This is a genomic window from Kribbella sp. NPDC048837 (assembly GCF_055586945.1).
Genome location: NZ_JBVJHF010000002.1, coordinates 1,480,735 through 1,496,236, shown reverse-complemented (window position 1 = coordinate 1,496,236; position 15,502 = coordinate 1,480,735). Strand labels below are relative to the sequence as shown.

General features: G+C 68.9%; 17 protein-coding genes. 8 read left to right on the top strand and 9 right to left on the bottom strand.

Annotation, left to right across the window (positions count from 1 at the left end; translation table 11 throughout):
• Genes ACZ6O0_RS15125 through catC form a run of 4 tightly spaced genes read left to right on the top strand, consistent with a single transcriptional unit; the run spans position 1 to position 3,834 of the window.
• Positions 1-1,554 carry a 4-hydroxyphenylacetate 3-hydroxylase family protein gene (locus ACZ6O0_RS15125; RefSeq protein WP_465765460.1) on the top strand — a complete coding sequence of 518 codons (1,554 nt, stop codon included), beginning with the start codon at positions 1-3 and terminating at the stop codon, positions 1,552-1,554.
• Between the two features lie 23 nt (positions 1,555-1,577).
• A complete protein-coding gene (catA, locus tag ACZ6O0_RS15120; protein ID WP_465765459.1) occupies positions 1,578-2,423 on the top strand; it encodes a catechol 1,2-dioxygenase in 846 nt (281 codons plus the stop codon).
• Positions 2,423-3,559: a muconate/chloromuconate family cycloisomerase gene (locus tag ACZ6O0_RS15115; RefSeq protein ID WP_465765458.1), complete on the top strand. Its 1,137-nt coding sequence runs from the start codon at positions 2,423-2,425 to the stop codon at positions 3,557-3,559. Before catA ends, ACZ6O0_RS15115 begins: the two co-directional genes overlap by 1 nt.
• Positions 3,559-3,834: a muconolactone Delta-isomerase gene (gene catC / locus ACZ6O0_RS15110; protein ID WP_465765457.1), complete on the top strand. Its 276-nt coding sequence runs from the start codon at positions 3,559-3,561 to the stop codon at positions 3,832-3,834. Before ACZ6O0_RS15115 ends, catC begins: the two co-directional genes overlap by 1 nt.
• On the opposite strand, the gene ACZ6O0_RS15105 is transcribed toward catC, so the two are convergent.
• The 4 genes from ACZ6O0_RS15105 to ACZ6O0_RS15090 all read right to left on the bottom strand — a co-directional run bounded on the left by ACZ6O0_RS15105 (position 3,812) and on the right by ACZ6O0_RS15090 (position 7,417).
• Positions 3,812-5,128, bottom strand: coding sequence for a sensor histidine kinase (locus ACZ6O0_RS15105; RefSeq protein WP_465765456.1), 1,317 nt, complete (start codon positions 5,126-5,128; stop codon positions 3,812-3,814). The two genes, catC and ACZ6O0_RS15105, sit on opposite strands and share 23 nt — an antisense overlap.
• A 2-nt stretch (positions 5,129-5,130) precedes the next feature.
• On the bottom strand, positions 5,131-5,820 hold the full coding sequence (locus tag ACZ6O0_RS15100; protein ID WP_465765455.1) for a response regulator transcription factor: 690 nt from the start codon (positions 5,818-5,820) through the stop codon (positions 5,131-5,133).
• A 50-nt stretch (positions 5,821-5,870) separates the two neighbouring features.
• Positions 5,871-6,512 carry a hypothetical protein gene (locus tag ACZ6O0_RS15095; RefSeq protein ID WP_465765454.1) on the bottom strand — a complete coding sequence of 214 codons (642 nt, stop codon included), beginning with the start codon at positions 6,510-6,512 and terminating at the stop codon, positions 5,871-5,873.
• Between the two features lie 83 nt (positions 6,513-6,595).
• Positions 6,596-7,417: a tryptophan 2,3-dioxygenase gene (locus ACZ6O0_RS15090; RefSeq protein ID WP_465765453.1), complete on the bottom strand. Its 822-nt coding sequence runs from the start codon at positions 7,415-7,417 to the stop codon at positions 6,596-6,598.
• A gap of 242 nt (positions 7,418-7,659) precedes the next feature.
• Here ACZ6O0_RS15090 and ACZ6O0_RS15085 point away from each other — a divergent pair, with 242 nt between their 5' ends.
• A complete protein-coding gene (locus ACZ6O0_RS15085) occupies positions 7,660-8,136 on the top strand; it encodes a hypothetical protein (RefSeq protein ID WP_465765452.1) in 477 nt (158 codons plus the stop codon).
• Between the two features lie 174 nt (positions 8,137-8,310).
• Here ACZ6O0_RS15085 and ACZ6O0_RS15080 read toward each other — a convergent pair whose 3' ends face one another.
• A complete protein-coding gene (locus ACZ6O0_RS15080; protein WP_465765451.1) occupies positions 8,311-10,122 on the bottom strand; it encodes a heparinase in 1,812 nt (603 codons plus the stop codon).
• Between the two features lie 105 nt (positions 10,123-10,227).
• Between ACZ6O0_RS15080 and ACZ6O0_RS15075 the strand changes: the two genes are divergently transcribed.
• Positions 10,228-10,716 (top strand): DUF2505 domain-containing protein, encoded by a 489-nt coding sequence (locus tag ACZ6O0_RS15075; protein ID WP_465765450.1) that lies wholly within the window; start codon positions 10,228-10,230, stop codon positions 10,714-10,716.
• Between the two features lie 72 nt (positions 10,717-10,788).
• The gene (locus tag ACZ6O0_RS15070) at positions 10,789-10,980 is read left to right on the top strand and encodes a hypothetical protein (protein WP_465765449.1); all 192 of its coding nucleotides are present in this window, start codon (positions 10,789-10,791) and stop codon (positions 10,978-10,980) included.
• Position 10,981: 1 nt separating this feature from the next.
• Here the strand turns inward: ACZ6O0_RS15070 and ACZ6O0_RS15065 are convergent, their stop codons facing one another.
• On the bottom strand, positions 10,982-11,410 hold the full coding sequence (locus ACZ6O0_RS15065; RefSeq protein ID WP_465765448.1) for a hypothetical protein: 429 nt from the start codon (positions 11,408-11,410) through the stop codon (positions 10,982-10,984).
• A gap of 236 nt (positions 11,411-11,646) precedes the next feature.
• On the opposite strand from ACZ6O0_RS15065, the gene ACZ6O0_RS15060 reads away from it, so the two are divergent.
• The gene (locus ACZ6O0_RS15060; protein WP_465765447.1) at positions 11,647-12,279 is read left to right on the top strand and encodes a TetR/AcrR family transcriptional regulator; all 633 of its coding nucleotides are present in this window, start codon (positions 11,647-11,649) and stop codon (positions 12,277-12,279) included.
• 23 nt (positions 12,280-12,302) lie between these two features.
• On the opposite strand, the gene ACZ6O0_RS15055 is transcribed toward ACZ6O0_RS15060, so the two are convergent.
• The 3 genes from ACZ6O0_RS15055 to ACZ6O0_RS15045 form a co-directional block, all read right to left on the bottom strand.
• Positions 12,303-13,364 carry a hypothetical protein gene (locus ACZ6O0_RS15055; RefSeq protein ID WP_465765446.1) on the bottom strand — a complete coding sequence of 354 codons (1,062 nt, stop codon included), beginning with the start codon at positions 13,362-13,364 and terminating at the stop codon, positions 12,303-12,305.
• 158 nt (positions 13,365-13,522) lie between these two features.
• Positions 13,523-15,151: an L-glutamate gamma-semialdehyde dehydrogenase gene (gene pruA, locus ACZ6O0_RS15050; protein WP_465765445.1), complete on the bottom strand. Its 1,629-nt coding sequence runs from the start codon at positions 15,149-15,151 to the stop codon at positions 13,523-13,525.
• Between the two features lie 166 nt (positions 15,152-15,317).
• The coding region (locus ACZ6O0_RS15045; protein ID WP_465765444.1) for a VOC family protein at positions 15,318-15,502 on the bottom strand (185 nt) is incomplete at its 5' end.

Genomic DNA, 15,502 nt, shown 5'->3' with positions numbered 1-15,502 from the left:
ATGACCACCACAGTCGAGCCCCGGACCACGACGAAGCGCCCGATGACGGGTGCGGAGTACCTCGACTCGATCCGCGACGACCGCGAGATCTGGATCTACGGCGAACGCGTCAAGGACGTCACCGAGCACCCGGCGTTCCGCAACCCGGCCCGGATGACGGCACGCTTGTACGACGCGCTGCACGACCCTGCGACCAAGGACAAGATCACCGTCCCGACCGACACCGGCAACGGCGGGTACACGCACCCGTTCTTCCGCACCCCGCACAGCTCCGCGGATCTGCAGAAGGACCGGATCGCGATCGAGCACTGGGCCCGCCAGACCTGGGGCTGGATGGGCCGCAGCCCCGACTACAAGGCCAGCTTCCTCGGCACGCTCGGCGGCAACACCGACTTCTACGCGCCGTACGAGGAGAACGCGAAGCGCTGGTACAAGGAGTCGCAGGAGAAGGTCCTGTACTGGAACCACGCGATCATCAACCCGCCGGTCGACCGCAACCTGCCGCCCGACGAGGCCGGCGACATCTTCATGCGAGTCGAGAAGGAGACCGACGCCGGCGTGATCGTGTCCGGCGCGAAGGTGGTCGCCACCGGCTCGGCGATCACCAACTACAACTTCATCGCGCACTACGGGCTGCCGATCAAGAAGAAGGAGTACGCGCTGATCTGCACGGTCCCGATGAGCTCCCCTGGTGTGAAGCTCATCTGCCGGCCGTCGTACACCATGCAGGCCGACGTGATGGGCAGCCCGTTCGACTACCCGCTGTCCAGCCGGCTCGACGAGAACGACACCATCTTCGTCTTCGACAAGGTGCTGGTGCCGTGGGAGAACATCTTCCTGTACGGCGACGTCGACAAGATCAACGGGTTCTTCCCGCAGTCCGGGTTCATCCCGCGGTTCACCTTCCACGGCTGCATCCGGCTCTCGGTGAAGCTCGACTTCATCGCCGGATTGTTGCTCAAGGCCCTCGAATGCACGGGCAGCAAGGACTTCCGCGGCGTCCAGACCCGGGTCGGTGAAGTGATCGGCTGGCGGAACCTGTTCCGCTGCATGGCCGACGCGATGGCGCTGAACCCGGACCCGGGCCCGAACGGGACCGTGCTGCCGAAGCTCGACTACGGCCTGATCTACCGGCAGTTCATGATCACCGGCTACCCGCGGGTGAAGGAGATCATCCAGCAGGACGTGGCCTCCGGGCTGATCTACCTCAACTCCAACGCGATCGACTTCAAGACCCCCGAAGTACGCCCGTACCTGGACCGCTTCGTGCGTGGGTCCAACGGGTACGACGCGGTCGAGCGGACCAAGCTGATGAAGGCGCTCTGGGATTCGGTCGGCACCGAGTTCGGCGGCCGGCACGAGCTGTACGAACGCAACTACTCGGGCAACCACGAGAACGTGAAGGCCGAGATCCTGTTCGCCGCCGAGGCGCAGGGCGAGACCGCGGCGATGAAGGGCTTCGCCGAGACCATGCTCGCCGAGTACGACCTGGACGGCTGGACCGTCCCCGACCTGATCAACCCGACCGACGTCAGCCGGATCCTGAACCGCTGATCCCGCAAGACCTGGAGAGCATCATGACTACTGTGCAGGATTCCCCGACCGCCGCGGGCTCGGGCGCGAACGCGAGCCAGAACTTCAAGACCAAGCGGCTGGCCGACGCCGGTGCCTCGCCGGAGCGGGTCAGTGCGGTCGTGACCGCCGTGCTGCAAGGTGTGCATGCGGCGATCCGGGACAACCAGGTCACTTACCCGGAGTTCCAGGCCGCCAAGGCGTGGCTGATGGCGGTCGGTGAGGGTGGCGAGTGGCCGTTGTTCATGGACGTGTTCGTGGAACACGTCGTCGAGGAGGTCGCGGCCTCGTCGCAACGCGGCACGAAGGGAACGATCGAAGGGCCGTACTACCTCCCGGACCAGGTGCGGCTGGCGTCGTCGTGCGAGTTGCCGCACCGGGAGGACGAGAAGGGCACGCCGTTGGTGTTCTCCGGTCAGGTCCGCGATCTCGACGGGACGCCGCTGGCCGGTGCCGAGGTGGACATCTGGCATGCCGATGCCGACGGCTACTACTCGGGCTTCGCCCCGCAGCTGCCGGACGGCAATCTGCGCGGGGTGGTGGAGACCGACGGTGAGGGCCGCTTCGAGATCCGGACCGTGCAGCCGGCGCCGTACCAGATCCCGACCGACGGGCCGACCGGCAAGCTGATCGAGGCGGCCGGGTGGCACCCGTGGCGGCCGGCCCACCTGCACCTGATGGTGCGGGCCGACGGGCATCGCACCATCACCACCCAGCTGTACTTCGCCGGTGGCGAGTGGCTCGAGTCCGATGTCGCCGAGGCCACCAAGCCCGAGCTGATCCTCGACCCGGTCGACGACGGTTCCGGCGTACGGCGGGCGTCGTACGACTTCGAGCTCGAGCCGAACTGATGGATCTCACCATCGACCGGCTGGAGACGGTCATCATCGACGTACCCCTTCGGCGGCCACATCGGTTCGCCCGCGTCACGATGGCCGCCCAGCCGGTGCTGCTGGCCTTCGTCCACACTCGCGACGGCGTCGTGGGGGTGGGTGAGGGCGTGGTTCCGGGCGGCCCGTGGTGGGGCGGCGAGTCGGTCGAGTCGATGAAGGTCACCCTCGACACGTACGTCGCCCCGCTGCTGCCGGGGCGCCGGGTGGATCGCATTGCCGAGGTCTGGCAGGACATCTCGGATCACGTCAACGCCAACCTGTACGCGAAGACGGCGGTCGAGGTCGCCTTGCACGACGCGTGGGCGCGGTCCTTGGGCGTGCCGGTGCACGTGCTCCTCGGCGGTCTCGCTCGTACGTCGATCGACGTGACGTGGGCGCTCGGGGCGGATCCCGAGGAGGTCGTCGTCGAGGAGGCGCTGACCAAACTCCGGTCCAGTGAGCACAAGACCTTCAAATTGAAGATGGGTGCGCTCGATCCGGAGGAGGACACCCGCCGGATCTGTGCGATCGCCGAGAAGCTGGTCGGGTCGGCCGGGGTGCGCGTGGATCTCAACGCCCGTTGGGATTTCCTCACGGCCAGGACCTATCTGCCCCGGCTGGCCGCCGCCGGGGTCGAGCTCGTCGAGCAACCGGTGCCGGGTGAGCAGGTCGAGGCGCTGGCCGAACTCAACCGGCTGCTGCCGATCGCGGTGATGGCGGACGAGAGTCTGCGCACGCCGGTCGACGCACTGCGCTTGGTGTCGTTGCGCGCGGCCGATGTGTGGTCGATGAAGACGACGAAGGTCGGTGGACTCCGTCGTTCCCGGGACATCGTGGCGATCGCTGCCGCGGCCGGCATCCCGTGCCACGGCGGCACCTCGATCGAAACCGGAATCGGCACTGCTGCCTCGTTGCAGCTGGCCTGTGCGGCGCCTGGTGTCACGTGGGGCAGCGAGCTCTTCGGCCCGCTGCTGTTCGCCGAAGAGATCCTCCGCACACCGCTGCACTACGTCGATGGTGAGTTGCAACTGCCGGACGGCCCGGGGCTGGGGGTCGAGCTCGACCTGGACGCCGTCGCGGCGCTCCGCCGGCCACACCTGACCCGGGAGTCCTGATGCTCTTCCACGTTCGCATGGACGTCCACCTCCCACCCGACCTGGACCCCGGGGTCAGGGATGCCTTGGTGAGTCGGGAGAAGGCCCGCGCGATCGAGCTGCAGGAGCTGGGTGTCTGGCCGCAGCTGTGGCGGATCGCCGGTGAGTACGCGAACTTCAGCGTCTTCGACGTGACGTCGAACGACGAGCTGCACGACGTGTTGTCGAGTCTGCCGCTCTTTCCCTACATGACGATCCACGTGACGCCGCTGGCTACACACCCGTCGAAGATCTGAGCGTCAGCACGACCTCGTTGCGGTGGATGGTCAGCTCGCCGCCGGCCGCCTCGGCGCAGCGGCGGGCGATGTCGAGCCCGAGTCCGGTCGAGCCGCGGTCGCTACGGCCGCGCTCGCCGGCCCCGAGCGGGATGCCCGGGCCCTTGTCGGCGACGACGATGCGTACGCCGTTCTGCTCGCGGGTCAGCGTGATCCGGGCCGAGGTGCCGTCGGGCGTGTGGGCGACGACGTTCTCGACGAGGGCGTCCACTGCGGCGGCGAGATCCTCCGCGGACGAGCGGACCATCGCGGGCGGGGTCGGCAGGTCGAGCGTGAGTTCACGGCCCTGGTCCTCGAAGAGCGGTTCCCAGAACGCGGCCCGGTTGCGGGTCACCTCGACCGCGTCGCAGTGCGGGACCCGGCCCTCGCGCTGCGGCCGGCGGGCGGCGCTGATCACCGCGGTCAGGGTTCGTTCCAGGCTGGTGACCTGGGTGTTGAGCTCTTCGGCGCGTTCCCGGTCGGGCAGTGCCTCGACCTGGAGCCGGAGCGCCGTCAACGGCGTACGGAGTCGATGGGACAGGTCGGCGACCGCCTCGCGTTCGACCGCGATCACCTCGTCGATGCGGTCGGCGAGACCGTTCAGCGCGGCACCGACCTTGGCCACCTCGGCCGGGCCGGTGGTCGGGGCTCGCGCCTCCATATCCCCTTGCGCCAGGCGTTCCGCCGTACCGGCCGTCTCTTCCAGCGGGCGGGCGAGGCGGCGGGAGACGAGTTCGGCGCCGAGGATGCTGAGCAGAAGGACGAGGAGGCTGCCCCCGATCAGGATGAGTACGCGCGGGACGAGGCCGGCGTACAGCTCGTCGGCGGTCAGGTACAGGCAGACCGAGGCCGGGCCGGTTGGAGTGTCGACGCTGACGTCGACCGCCATCCCGCCGCCGACCGGGCGGTAGTCGGCGTCGCCGACCTTCGGCGGGCCCTTCTGGTTGTCGTCGTCGCTGTCGTCGTACTCCGCGGGCACCGGCTTCGGCGCCGGGACGCCACCGGGCGGCGGGTTGCCGAGCGTCGAGCCGTCGGGCATCCGGACCGAGATCGTCCCCGACCAGTCCTTGCCGACGTCCTGGATGTACGCCGTGATGTCGTCCGCCGTGTGATCCCTGTCGCCGACGTAGTACGCGACCGTCTCGGCCCGGTACCGCGCCTGGTCCTTCGCGTCGTTGGCCGTCGTACTGCGCAACAGGATGATCAGCGGTACGGCGAACGCCAGCACGACCAGCGCGGTCATGCCGACCGAGAGCAACAGGATCCGGCGCCGCATCGTCAGCCGCCTTCTGGTGCTGCGAGTTTGATCCCGACACCGCGGACACTGTGCAGGAACCGCGGCTCGGCCGCCGTCTCACCGAGCTTGCGCCGCAACCAGGACAAGTGGACGTCGACGGTCCGGTCGCCACCACCCCACGGCAGCCCCCAGACCTCGGCCAGCAACTCACGCTTGCTGACCACGGCACCCGGCCGGCGTGACAGGGCGAGCAGGAGATCGAACTCCTTACGAGTCAGGTCGACCGGGCTGCCATCGACGGTCACCTCACGACTCCGCGGGTCGATCCGGAGCGCACCGAGGTCGACCATCGACTCGCCTTGCTGGTCCTGCCCGAGGCGGCGCAGCACCGCGCGAATCCGGGCGTCGATCTGGGCCGAGCTGAACGGTTTGATCACATAGTCGTCAGCGCCGGCGTCCAGCAGCTTCACCACACTCGCGTCATCATCACGAGCCGTCGCCACGATCACCGGGACATCACTGACCGCCCGGACCATGGCCAGCACGTCCCGCCCGTCCAGATCCGGCAGGCCAAGATCCAGCAGCAGCACCTCCGGCCGCTCCCGCGCCACCATCGCCACTCCGTCGGCGCCGGCCGCAACCGCCGTGACAACATGCCCGGCCGCCGTCAGAGACTTCCCCAACGACCCCCGAATCACGTCATCGTCCTCAACCAGCAAAACCCGCGCCATGTGGTTGAGAGTAGCTTCAGCCTGGTCGGGACGCCCTCACACCAGGAGGCTCACGGGGTGTCAGGAGAGGGTTGCTGAGCGGTGAGGGTCCGGGGCGCCCTCAGTCCGGTGGTGCGCAACTCCAGGTCGGCCAGTTCGGCGATCACCGCGCTGTCACCCTCACGCCAGGCCGCGACCGGGTCGTCGGAGATCTTCGCGAGTTTGTGCATCGGCTGGTTGGCCATCGCACGCAACGCGAACAGATCCAGGTCAGCCGCGTTGTCGATGAACTTCTGCGCAGCAGTCGCCCGCCGGGAGAACCTGATCCGCCGCGGCAACCAGATCAGCACCGCGAACAGCACAGGCAACCCGATCGTCACCCCCGCGAGCACATACGCCAGTTGCTCCACCGCATGCGCCTGATCCCGCCCCGCCTGCGCCAGCTTCCCCGCCGCTCCAGCAGCCCCATCAACCGGCGACTGCAGTTGGTCCCCCACCACAGGAACCTTTCCGATCGGCTCTGACAACCTCCGCAGATCCCCCGCCAGCCCGTCCCCTGCCTCGGCCGCCTTCCGGCCCGGCGTCCCCAGCGCATTCGTGATCCGGTACACCAGCAGGCCGAGCTCGACACACACCCAGACCCAGCCCACCAGCAGCAGGTCCCCCACAACCTGCCCGAACCGCTGCGTCCCAACATTGGAGTAGAGCTTCACACCACGTCCCTTCGCCGGACCGTCCAGTGCCCGCGACCGTGCGTCGTGACACTAGCGCCCAGCGTGGCGGGCCGCTCGGCGGGCTAGAGGGTCGTACGGAGATCCCAGAGCAACGGGTAGTACCGGAGGTCGAGGCGGCTGCGGAGGTAGCCGGCGCCGGAGGAGCCGCCGGTGCCTGGTTTGGTGCCGATCATGCGTTCGACCATGACGACGTGGCGGGCGCGCCAGGCAGCGGCGAGTTCGTCGTGCTGGAGGAGGGCTTCGGCGAGTTCCCAGATGGCGGCGTAGTGGCCGCGGTCGCCGGCGACCTTGCGGAGGGCGTCGCGGATGGAGTCCTCGGTGTCGGTGTCGAAGCCGGCTTTCTGCAGGACGACGAGGAAGGCGTCCCAGAGGGTCGGTTCCTCGAGGCGGCGGCCGAGGCGATCCTTCTCGGCGTCGGTCAGCCCGCGGAAGCGCCGTACGAAGGACGGGTCCTTGGCGCCGGACAGGAACTCGATCTCGCGGAACTGCACCGACTGGAACCCGCTCGCCGGTGACAACCGGTGCCGGAACTCCCCGAAGTCCTGCGGGGTCATCGTCTCGAGGATGTCGACCTGCTGGGTCAGCGTGCGCTCGATGGTGTGCACGCGGCCGAGCAGATGCTGGGCCAGCCAGAGCTCACCGGCCAGCATCGCGTCGCGGGACGCGCTCATCTCGTGCAGGACCTGCTTGAACCACAGCTCGTACACCTGGTGGATCGTGATGAACAGCAGCTCGTCGTGCGCCGGCGGATCCGACTCCAGCCGCTGCTGGTCGAGGAGCTCCCCCAGCCGCAGGTAACTCCCGTACGTGAGCCGCCCGCCCTCCTCCCCGAAGTGGACGTCAACCCCGTCCCACCGCCCCACAACCCCGTCCTCAGTGCCCATGAGGCCGAGGGTAGTGCCTCTTCGAGGCACGGTGGTGCGGCCAGCGGTGGTCCAGTCGTTCGCTGGCAAGGCGGAGGAGGAGCGCGATGCGGAGCATCTCGCGACGACGACAACGCCGCCAGCGGGCGTCTGGGGCGCCGCTGGACGTGCCAACGTGCCTCGAGGAGGCACTTGACCGACGCGTCCGTGACCGGTCAGGGATTCGGTCGTTGGACCTTGGGTACGCCGAAACGAGGAGTTGCATGTCCGCCACGGTCGAGACGCCGCTTGTCCCGGGACCGATTCAGGGGCCCACGCGGGAGGAACCGCAGGTCGAGGCGCTGCTGCTCGACGACTATGCCGCGCTGGTCCACCTCGCCTACCTGATCCTCCCGCCTTCGATCAGCCGGGCGCGGCGGGTCGCCGCGGCGCACGCCGTGGTGCAACGCGCACTCCCGCCGGCCGTGAGCCTGCCCGCCGATCCGCGACTACCCGCTGATCCGCGCGAGTTCATGCGGCGCCGCGTCGTCCAGGAAGCGACCACGCAGGCATCGCGGCAGACCAAGCTCGCCCGCCTGGGCGGAGTGCTCGCCCCCGCCGACGCGCTGGGCTTCGACCCGTGCGCCACCACCGTCGACCGCACCGCCATCCGGCGCCGCAACAACCGCGGCCGACGGGTGGCGATCGCCTCCACCGTGCTGTTCACCTTCGGGATCCTGCTGGCCCTGCTGACGTCTTGACGTCACAGCGCCCCGGCCCCCACGTCCACCCAGGCAACGATCTGCAACAAGCACTGCGACGCCCGCGACCCCGCCCTCGCCCCGGCCGACCGCACCCGGGTGTCCGCGGCCCGGTAACAGTTCGCTCTCGGCCTGCTCAACGCAGCACCTTGAGCCCGGCCGTCTGGTCGTGGATCAACTCGGACGGAGGCTCAGCTGGAAGGAGTTGGCCTCGGGCGTGATCACCAGGCGATGGACGGTCGGTCCCCAGACACCTTCCAGGAGCTTGTCGTCGACGGCTCGCGCCTCCAGAGCTCCGGTCCCGGCGTTCCAGGCGAGGTCGACGTGTCCGCCGGCCAGCGTCTTGACCCGGAGCAGGCCGGGCTCGTGGGCGACCGGCGTACCCGCGATGACGAAGTGCAGTTCAGCGGTGCCGTCCCACTCATCCGCGATCGTGATCGCGCCGGACTCCAACCTCGCCGTGCGCCGGTAGCGCGACGCATCGGGATAGGCGTGGGCCAGGTCGAGGGTCAGCGAGTTCTCCGTCGCCGCGACGTCGGTCGCGCGGTACTGCGCACCGGGCGACTGGTCCCGCCCGTTGAGCACCGGGACGTTGTGCCAGTCGCTCCGGACCACCCAGTGCTCGTAACGACGGTCGGAGAAGGTGAGGGCGGTGTACGTCGGTTGGCCGAGGTCGATGAGCACCGGCGTACCGTCGAGGGCGGCGATGAACGACCCGACGTCGTTGTGGTTGTGGTTCTCGTTGTTGTGGCCGCCCTTGATCGCCAACGTCAGTCCACCTGAGCTGCCGGCCGTTTCGCGGACGACGAGCGCGTGCAGGTCGGCGAGATAGGTCGATCGCGGGAGCGGCAAATCGGCCTTCGGTGCGGCCCACCAGGCATCGTCGGTGAAGCCGAGCAGCGCCCGGCCGAGACCGGCGACCGGAGCGATGGGGAGGTCGCGATGTGCGGCGGCCTGGGCCATCACCTCGGTGTCGCCGTGGTGGCGACCCCAGCGGTGCAGGATGTGCCAGGGCTGGTTCGGATCCGGCCGCGCGGATCCGTCGGCCACGTTCACGTACCAGCCGTCGCCCAGGGCCATCCGTTGCGGATAACGAGCCAGCTCGGCGAGCGGCGTACAGGTCCATGGGGCGAAGGCGCCGTTGGTGATGCGGTCGAGCAGGTCGAGGGCCTGGGCCAGCCGGGCCGGACCGTTCCACCAGTACGCGTAGCCCTCGTCACACCCGCCGTCGGCCGGGAGCGAACCCAGATAGCGGTCGAGCCCGTCGATGACGAGATCGGTGACGTCGAGCTGGACCTCGGGATCGTCCTCGAGGAAGAGCGCGGCGGCCAGAACATGGCCGTGGATCCACGGATTCCAGTTGCTCAGGTGACCGGTCAGGCCGAGCCAGTGCCACCGCCGGTCGATCCGGAACGGCTCGATGATGCGCCGGCGGACCTCACGCCGAAGGCGCCGCCGCAGACCCGGCACGCGGTCGTCCAACGCGGGACCGAGTACGACGTCCGCCCAGGCCAGGATCTCCGCGGTCTCGGCCGCACCGAGGTCCAGGTAGGGCTGATCGGGATCGCCCAGCACCTCACGTCGCTCGGTCGCGAAGGACTCGTGCGCGGCCCAGCACCAGGTGGTCTGCTCACACAGCAACAGCAGTCCGTCGGCGGCCTGGTCGACGTACGCCTGATCGGCGGTCAACGCGGCGGCGACGACGGCGGTCGACGTACGGCGTCGCAGCTCGCCGGCCGGGGTTTCGTACGGCGTGCGCGCGCCGTCACGCCAGAAGCGGGCGTAGTCCGAGAGCACCGTGTGCGGCCAGGGCTCGGCGCGATCCGCGTCCGCCTCGGCCAGGATCGCCTTCACCGCGGCGGGATCCCGGCTCCCCCACACCTCCCGGTCGGTCAGATCCGGTACGCCGGCTCGCTGCCGGGCCGACGCCACTGCCTCGGCGCGATCGACCGCGCCGGCCGACATCCACCGCTCCGCGAGCCCCATCCGTCCTCACTCCGTCTGGCAATCGCTTGCCCAGGCACGGTAGCAGGCGGTCCGGCGCGGCGCGGAGGCGTTGGGTGACCGAGCGGTAATGCCATGATGTGCGGCATGGAGCTGAAGCTGTCGGCGTCGTACGACGCCACCCCTGAGGAAGTGTTCGCGATCGTCACCGACGCCACCTTCCGCGAGCAGGCCTGCGAGAAGACGAAGGCGCTGTCGTACGACGTGCAGGTGAGCGAGTCCGGCGGTGACACGATCGTCCGGGTCAGCCGGGAGATGCCGTCCGACGACGTACCCGACATCGCCCGGAAGTTCGTCGGCCAGACCCTGACCGTGGTCCAGACCGAGACCTGGCACCCGGCCGCGGCGGACGGCTCCCGGCGGGCCGACGTGGCCGGCGAGATCGCCAACACCCCGGTCACCCTCAAGGGCACCGCCAGCATCTCCGCCGGCGGCGGCCAGACCGTCCAGGCGATCGACCTGGACGTCAAAGTCGCCGTCCCCCTGATCGGCCGGAAGATCGAGCCGTTCGTCGTCGACGCGATCCGCTCCGGCCTGCAGAAGGAACACGAGCTCGGCCGCGACTGGACCAACTGAGTGTCGCTGCGCTGATGGGCTCACCTGCGGTGGCAACCTGAACGGAAGAGTTGCTTCGGAGGTGAGCTCGTCATGCGGAAGAAGCGTTCCGAGCCGATCGGCGAGGATGCGCAGTACTGCGTGTTCTGTGCCACGGTGATGCTGTTCGAGCGGATCGAGGCGGCGGACCACCTGGTCGACGAGCCCGATGAGTGGATCTGCGTGAAGTGTGGATCCGCGCTGCTCGTCGACCCTCCCCTGCAAGAACTCAACCGCACCGCCTGATCTACAGGGGCGGTCCGAAGGCGCACACGACGCGCTTCGCGTGCGCTGGGTCGAGCGCGTTCGCGACCAGCTGGGCGACCGTCGGGTCGAACGCGAGACCCACATGACCGACCGGGTCGAGCGGGCAGGTGTCCTGGACGTACTGGTTCGTCACGCCGGGCTCGCGGATGAACGACGTCTCGTGCGGGGTGACGAGCGCGTCGAAGCGGGACGCGATCACCGTGTACTTCACGCCGGGCTGGGCGATCGGGCCGGCGGTCACCTGCTGTACGGCGGATCCACCCACGATCAGCTCGTCGCAGGCCGGGCAGCCGAACTGCTGGAGAACCTGGTCGACGAGCGGGCCGAGACCGAGGTAGTCACCCACGCTGACGAGACCGCCGAACGTCGTACCGTGCGTCGGCGGCGCGAGGGCGATCACCTTGCCCACTTGGCCGGAGTACCCGCGGACCTTGGGGCCGTAGATGCTCTGGAAGCCGCCTTCGGAGTGGCCGACGATATCGACCTTGGCGCAGGCGGATTTTCATGACGGCTCCCCGTGGTTGTACCGTTCAGTGACGCAGATATTACGCACAGTTGAGCATGATCCCTGGTTACAAACAAGAGATCGTGTTCAAAACCAGTTCCCTCGGTTACGAATCCTGCACGCGGGGTAACGTCCGGCGCATGGGCAGAACCATACGGGGACTCGACGCCGGCCAACGCCGGGCCGAGCGACGCGAGCAACTACTGGACGCGGCGCTCAGACTCTTCGCCGCGAACGGCTATCTCGGCACGTCGATCGAGCAGATCTGCAGTACGGCGTACATCGGGACGAAGAGCTTCTACGAACTCTTCGGCAGCCGCGAGGAGTGCTACCTCGCGCTGCTGCAGCGGACGTCGGAACGCCTGGAGGAACGGGTCGCCGGCGCCGCCGCGCAGGCCACCGGCAACGAACGGCAGGAGGCCCCGCGGCTGCTCGCGACCTTCGTGCACGCGCTGGTCGACGACCCGCGGATCACCAGGGTCACGTTCGGCATGGCGTCCGGCATCTCGGAGGCGGTCGAGCGGCAGCGCCGGACCAACCGCCGGTGGGCGGCCGGCTTCCTCGTCCAGCTCTGGGACCGGTACGACGGTCCACAGGCCGACGAGCAGCGAGCGGTCCGGCACAGCGTCGCCATCGGCCTGGTCGGCGGCATGTTCGACCTGATCTCGGACTGGCTCCTGGACGCGGACCTCACCAACCACAAGCAGGTCGAGGCCCTGATCGACGACCTGACCACCTTCTACATCACCGTCCGCCGCGGCCTGGCCGTCTAGAAGGCGAGTCCGGCAGGTCCGGCCTAGTCGAAGACGAGGGTGCGGAGGGCGACGTGACCTTCCTCGTCGATGACGTAGTGGGCGTGGCCCTCGTGGTCGACGGCGACGCCTTCGACCCGGCGGATGTCGCCGAAGTGGTGGACGACCTTGCTGCCGACGACACCGCCGGCGTCCGACGGCAGCGCGAAGCGGACGTGCTCCGACGCCGCCAAGGCCCCTTCCGGATGGTCCGCGAGGACTGTGGCCGACTTGCCGGACGCGTCGAGATCACCGATGACGGCATCGAACCGATCGCCGCCGTGGGTGTCGAGACCGCGGAATCCGGCCGGCGCCTCGACACTGCCGACGTCGCCGAGGATCCACACGTTGCCACAGCGCGGTACGGCGTTCGGGTCGTCGAACAACTCGTCGACGTTCTCGAGCTCGACCAGCACCGGGTGCCCGTCGGCGGTCACCGGGTAGCGCAGACCCAGGAGGAGGTTGCCGTTCGCGCGGAACTCGGCCGCCTCGATGTTGATCGGGTGGTCGGTCGGACGGATGGTCCCGTTCCAGCTCTTCGCCTTGAGCTCACCCCGGGCGATGGTCGTCTCGACGTACGCCTGCTGCCCGAGCGGGCCGACCGGGATCAGCTCGACGCCGGCCAGGGCATCGTTGATCGCCCGGTGCAGCCCGAACCGGAACCGGACGATCTCCAGCTCCGCGCGGCCGCCGGTGAGGCTCGCCTCGAGCGACCCCTCGCTGACCCGCGCGATCCACGAGCGCTTGACGGACAGCGGTCCGGCCTTCTTTCCGAACTGCGAGCCGACCAGGTACACGTACCCGCCCCGCGAGGCGCACGCTTCGGCGTCCTCGGTCTTCCCCGCGTTCAGGCCCGCGTCCGTGAGGATCCGCTGCGCCGACCAGCCCTCGTCGAGCGGCGCCCCGGCGGCGTGCACGAGCAGCGCCGGCGCGTCCTCGGCGGTCGCCTCGTCCAGGACGGTGACGAACGCCCGGTCCCAGCCGTGCCGCTGCAGCACGTCCGCGCCGAACACGCGGCACAGGTCGGAGGCTTCGTTGGGCTCGAGGTGCAGATCGGTCTCATGCATACCCGGGAAACGACGCGGCAGGCTCTGACTACTCCCACCGAACACCGATTCCCGGGACATCCCCGACCCCTCCCAGGGTCAGCCCTGGTGCGAGACCTGACCCCTCATCTTCCAGTCCTGGTGCGAGCCGCCCGACCCTCTTCCTTCTTTTCCTTTTCTCAGCCCTGGTGCGGGTAGCGGTAGTCCGTCGGCGGCGCGAAGGTCTCCTTCATCGACCGCGGCGAGGCCCACCGGATCAGGTTCCACATCGACCCGGCCTTGTCGTTCGTCCCCGATGCCCGAGCACCACCGAACGGCTGCTGCCCGACAACCGCACCGGTCGGCTTGTCGTTCACATAGAAGTTCCCCGCCGCGAACCGCAGGTAGTCGGCCGCCTCGGCCACCGCGTGCCGGTCCTGCGCGATCACCGCGCCGGTCAGCCCGTAGGGCGCCGAGTGCTCCATCTGCCGCATCACGGTGTCGTAGTCGGCGTCGTCGTACACGTGCACGCCGAGGATCGGGCCGAAGTACTCGGTGGTGAAGATCTCGTCGGTCGGGTCGTCGGACACCAGCAGCGTCGGGCGGACGAAGTACCCCTCGCTGTCGTCATAGGTGCCACCGGCAACGACCTCGACCGCGTCGGTCTGCCGGGCCCGATCCAGCGCCGCCTTGTGCTTGGCGAACGCGCGGTCGTCGATCACCGCACCGATGAAGTTCGACAAGTCGGTGACGTCACCCATCGTCAGCGACTCGGTCTCCGCGACCAGATCGTCACGGATCCGGTCCCACACCGAGCGCGCGACGTACGCCCGGGACGCGGCCGAGCACTTCTGGCCCTGGTACTCGAACGCGCCGCGCACCATCGCGGTCTTCAGCACCGCCGGGTCCGCCGACGGGTGCGCCAGGATGAAGTCCTTGCCGCCGGTCTCGCCGACCAGCCGCGGGTAGGTCCTGTACGCCGCGATGTTCGTGCCGACCGTGCCCCACAGCGACTGGAACGTCTTCGTGGAGCCGGTGAAATGGATGCCGGCCAGGTCCGGGTGGGTCAGCGCGGCCTTGCTCACCTCGAGGCCGTCACCGGTGACCAGGTTGATCACGCCGGCCGGCAGACCCGCGGCCTCGAACAACCGCATCGTCCAATGCGCCGCGAACTGCTGCGTCGGCGACGGCTTCCACACCACCGTGTTGCCCATCAACGCCGGCGCGGTCGGCAGGTTCCCGGCGATCGCGGTGAAGTTGAACGGCGTGATCGCGTAGACGAACCCTTCCAGCGGCCGGTAGTCGACCCGGTTCCACACCCCCGGCGACGAGATCGGCTGGTCGCTGACGATCTGCCGCGCGAACGCCACGTTGAACCGCAGGAAGTCGATCAGCTCACACGCCGCGTCGATCTCGGCCTGCTGGATCGTCTTGGACTGACCCAGCATGGTGGCCGCGTTCAGCGTGTCGCGCCACGGACCCGCGAGCAGGTCGGCCGCCTTCAGGAAGATCGCCGCGCGGTCGTCGAACGACAGCGACCGCCACGCCGGCGCCGCCGCCAGCGCCGCCACCACCGCCTCACGCCCGTCGGACTCGGTCGCGTTCCCGAGCGTGCCCAGCACATGCGAGTGCTTGTGCGGCTGCACCACCTGGATCGGCGCGCCACCACCCAGCTTCTGCTCACCACCGATCGTGCAGGTCAGGTCGATCGGACCCGCCGCGGTGAACTCCTTGAGCTTCGCCTCCAGGCTCGCGCGCTCGGCCGAACCCGGCGCATACCCCTTCACGGTCTCGTTGGCGGGCGTCGGAACGACGGTGACGGCATCCATGCTGCGGGGCTCCTCGATCGTGGGGTGGACCGGACTGGGACACGCCGGGTGGGGGTGGCCAGGCGCGCGCCTTCATGGTGCCACGACAGGCCCGTCGACCACGAACGCGACTGGTCTACCCCTTCGTAGCATATGCTACAAGAGGATGCAGATCTTGTCGGAAATCCTACTGCCGCCAGGGCATGTGCTGGAGGGCCCAGGTGTTGCCGTCGGGATCCTGGAACCAGGCGTAGAAGACGCCGCCGAGATCCTCGGTCGCGCTGACCTCGACGCCGCGCTGGATCAGCTCGTCGCGGGCCGCCTCGATGTCCTTCACCACGAGGTGGAGTCCGCGCAGGGTGCCGGGCGGCA

What these genes read in the sequence shown, in the direction of transcription:
- ACZ6O0_RS15090 (WP_465765453.1), bottom strand. Translation starts at nt 7,417, where the DNA reads ATGGGCACTGAGGACGGGGTTGTGGGGCGGTGGGACGGGGTTGACGTC.
- ACZ6O0_RS15080 (WP_465765451.1), bottom strand. Translation starts at nt 10,122, where the DNA reads ATGGGGCTCGCGGAGCGGTGGATGTCGGCCGGCGCGGTCGATCGCGCC.
- ACZ6O0_RS15085 (WP_465765452.1), top strand. Translation starts at nt 7,660, where the DNA reads ATGTCCGCCACGGTCGAGACGCCGCTTGTCCCGGGACCGATTCAGGGG.
- catA (WP_465765459.1), top strand. Translation starts at nt 1,578, where the DNA reads ATGACTACTGTGCAGGATTCCCCGACCGCCGCGGGCTCGGGCGCGAAC.
- ACZ6O0_RS15055 (WP_465765446.1), bottom strand. Translation starts at nt 13,364, where the DNA reads ATGCATGAGACCGATCTGCACCTCGAGCCCAACGAAGCCTCCGACCTG.
- catC (WP_465765457.1), top strand. Translation starts at nt 3,559, where the DNA reads ATGCTCTTCCACGTTCGCATGGACGTCCACCTCCCACCCGACCTGGAC.
- ACZ6O0_RS15105 (WP_465765456.1), bottom strand. Translation starts at nt 5,128, where the DNA reads ATGCGGCGCCGGATCCTGTTGCTCTCGGTCGGCATGACCGCGCTGGTC.
- pruA (WP_465765445.1), bottom strand. Translation starts at nt 15,151, where the DNA reads ATGGATGCCGTCACCGTCGTTCCGACGCCCGCCAACGAGACCGTGAAG.
- ACZ6O0_RS15070 (WP_465765449.1), top strand. Translation starts at nt 10,789, where the DNA reads ATGCGGAAGAAGCGTTCCGAGCCGATCGGCGAGGATGCGCAGTACTGC.
- ACZ6O0_RS15115 (WP_465765458.1), top strand. Translation starts at nt 2,423, where the DNA reads ATGGATCTCACCATCGACCGGCTGGAGACGGTCATCATCGACGTACCC.
- ACZ6O0_RS15075 (WP_465765450.1), top strand. Translation starts at nt 10,228, where the DNA reads ATGGAGCTGAAGCTGTCGGCGTCGTACGACGCCACCCCTGAGGAAGTG.
- ACZ6O0_RS15125 (WP_465765460.1), top strand. Translation starts at nt 1, where the DNA reads ATGACCACCACAGTCGAGCCCCGGACCACGACGAAGCGCCCGATGACG.
- ACZ6O0_RS15100 (WP_465765455.1), bottom strand. Translation starts at nt 5,820, where the DNA reads ATGGCGCGGGTTTTGCTGGTTGAGGACGATGACGTGATTCGGGGGTCG.
- ACZ6O0_RS15060 (WP_465765447.1), top strand. Translation starts at nt 11,647, where the DNA reads ATGGGCAGAACCATACGGGGACTCGACGCCGGCCAACGCCGGGCCGAG.